This window comes from Burkholderia sp. E168m23 (genome assembly GCF_016586125.1).
In the GTDB taxonomy this organism is placed as follows: domain Bacteria; phylum Pseudomonadota; class Gammaproteobacteria; order Burkholderiales; family Burkholderiaceae; genus Burkholderia; species Burkholderia orbicola.
The window spans coordinates 1-2,692 of record NZ_BCPP01000959.1 but is presented as its reverse complement, the minus strand read 5'-3'; the positions used below and the strand labels follow the sequence as shown (position 1 = coordinate 2,692).

General features: G+C 68.1%; 3 protein-coding genes. All 3 read left to right on the top strand.

What is annotated here, in order from left to right; translation table 11 throughout:
* On the top strand, positions 1 to 1,656 hold a 1,656-nt coding region (locus JMF90_RS32570), incomplete at its 5' end, for a xanthine dehydrogenase family protein molybdopterin-binding subunit (protein WP_201325971.1).
* 72 nt (positions 1,657 to 1,728) lie between these two features.
* Positions 1,729 to 2,496 (top strand): class II aldolase/adducin family protein, encoded by a 768-nt coding sequence (locus JMF90_RS32565; RefSeq protein WP_011545123.1) that lies wholly within the window; start codon positions 1,729 to 1,731, stop codon positions 2,494 to 2,496.
* Between the two features lie 109 nt (positions 2,497 to 2,605).
* The coding region (locus tag JMF90_RS40805) for an acyl-CoA dehydrogenase N-terminal domain-containing protein (RefSeq protein WP_201325972.1) at positions 2,606 to 2,692 on the top strand (87 nt) is incomplete at its 3' end.

The window sequence follows — 2,692 nt, the reverse complement described above, 5'->3', positions numbered from 1 at the left end:
ATCGTAGGCGGGCGGGCGCAGTACGGGATCGATACGCGGCTCGACGGCATGCTGTACGCGGTCGTCGCGCGCCCGCCGGTCTACGGCGATACGGTGGCGTCGTTCGATGCATCGGCTGCCGGGAAGCTGCCGGGTGTCGTGAAGGTCGTGCAACTGGCGTCGACGCCGCTGCCTTCCGGCTTCCAGCCGCTCGGCGGCGTGGCCGTGATTGCGCACGATACGTGGACGGCCATCCAGGCACGCGCGCAGTTGAAGATCGACTGGAAGCACGGACCCAACGCGGGCTACGACTCGGCCGAATATCGCAAGGCGCTCGAAGCGGCTGCCGCGCAGCCGGGCGACGTGATCCGCAGCGACGGCGACGCGGCGGCGGCACTCGCCGGTGCGGCGAAACGCGTGCGCGCGACGTACTACATTCCGCATCTCGCGCACGCGACGATGGAGCCGCCCGCGGCCGTCGTGCGGGTGGCCGACGGCCGCTGCGAAGTATGGACCTGCACGCAGGCGCCGCAGACCACGCGCGACGAAATCGCGAAGGCGCTCGGCTTGCCGACGGAGCGCGTGACGGTCAACGTGACGCTGCTCGGCGGCGGGTTCGGCCGCAAGTCCAAGCCCGATTACGTGGTGGAAGCCGCGCTGCTGTCGAAGGCGGTCGGCGCACCCGTGAAGCTGACCTTCACGCGCGAGGACGACATCGCGCACGACTACTTCCACGCGGTGTCGCTCGAAGCGTTCGACGGCGGGATCGATGCGTCGGGGAAGGTGGTCGCGTGGCAGCATCGCACGGTCGCGCCATCGATCCAGTCGACGTTCCGGCCCGGCGTCGTGCACGAGCAGCCGGGCGAGCTCGCGCAAGGCATCGCGGATCTGCCGTTCGCGATTCCGAACGTGCGGATCGAGAATCCGGCCGCGCAAGCGCACACGCGGATCGGCTGGTTCCGCTCGGTGTACAACATTCCGCATGCGTTCGGCATCCAGAGTTTCGTATCGGAGCTCGCGCATGCGGCCGGCCGCGATCCGAAGGATTTCCTGCTCGACCTGATCGGGCCCGCGCGGCGTTTCGAGCCGCACATCACGGTGAAAAACGTGAACTACGGCGAGGACCCCGCGCTGTATCCGGTCGATACGGGGCGGCTGCGGCGCGTGGTCGAGACGGTCGCGCGCGAAGCCGGGTGGGGGCGCAAGCTGCCGAAGGGGCACGGGCTCGGGATCGCCGCGCATCGCAGCTTCGTGTCGTACACGGCCGCGGTGTGCGAGGTGCAGGTCGATGCGGACGGCAGGATCTCGGTGCCGCGCGTCGACATCGCGATCGACTGCGGGCCGCAGGTCAATCCGGAGCGCGTGCGTTCGCAACTCGAGGGCGCGGTGGTGATGGGGCTCGGCATCGCGCTGCACGGCGAGATCACGTTCAAGGACGGCCGCCCGGAGCAGAGCAACTTCAACGGCTTCCAGGTGCTGAGAATGAACGAGGCGCCGCGCGAGATCCGCGTGCATCTCGTCGCGCCGGACGATTACGCGACGCCGCTCGGCGGTGTCGGCGAACCGGGCCTGCCGCCCGTCGCGCCGGCGCTGACCAACGCGATCTTCGCGGCGACCGGCACGCGTATCCGCAGCCTGCCGGTGGCCGATCAGCTCGCGAAACCGCAGGCCGGTTGACGCAGCATCTGTCCCGCGCCGGGCCGCATCGTGCGGCCCGGCTCACTTCGAGCCCTGAACAAGGAGCATGACGTGACCTCATCCGATGTCAGTGTGAAACAGACGGTTTCTCCCGCCGAATGGGATGCACGAGTCAACCTGGCGGCCGCGTATCGCCTCACCGCGCTGTTTGGCTGGGACGATCTCGTGTTCACCCATATTTCCGCGCGGGTGCCCGGCCCCGAGCACCACTTCCTGATCAACCCGTACGGGATGATGTTCGACGAGATCACGGCGTCGTCGCTGGTCAAGGTGGATCTCGACGGACGCAAGGTGTCCGAATCGCCGTACGAGATCAACCCGGCCGGCTTCACGATCCACAGCGCGGTGCATGCGGCCCGCGACGATGCGCAATGCGTGATGCACACGCATTCGATCAACGGCGTGGCCGTCTCGGCGCAGGAAGCGGGCTTGCTGCCGCTGTCGCAGCAGTCGCTCGGCGTGCTGGCGTCGCTCGGCTATCACGACTACGAGGGCATCGCGCTCAACGAGGGCGAGAAGGCGCGCCTCGTGCGCGACCTCGGCGGCAACACGAACCTGATGTTGCGCAACCACGGGTTGCTGACCGTCGGTGCGACGCCGGCCGATGCGTTCGTCGCGATGTACTTCTTCGAAGCGGCCTGCATGATCCAGGTGCGCGCGCAGGCGGGCGGCTCGACGCTGCTGCCGATCGCGCAGCCGATTCTCGACGGCATCAAGCAGCAGATCGCCGCGGTCACGCGCGGAATGGGCGCCGGGGCGCTCGTCTGGCCCGGATTGCTGCGCCAGCTCGATCGGCGTAATCCCGGATACGCGGACTAGCTTGCGCGTCGTTGTCGTTTGCGAACGACCGTGCTAAATTCCTGCCAGCGCTTGCAGTCACGCAACCCTTCATTCGGCTGACACGGCCGGCAACCCGGGAGGCAGCACGATGAGTCTGTTGATGTCGCGACGCGATCTCGCGTTCCTGCTGTATGACTGGCTCGACGCCGAAGCGCTCGTCGCGCTGCCGCGCTAC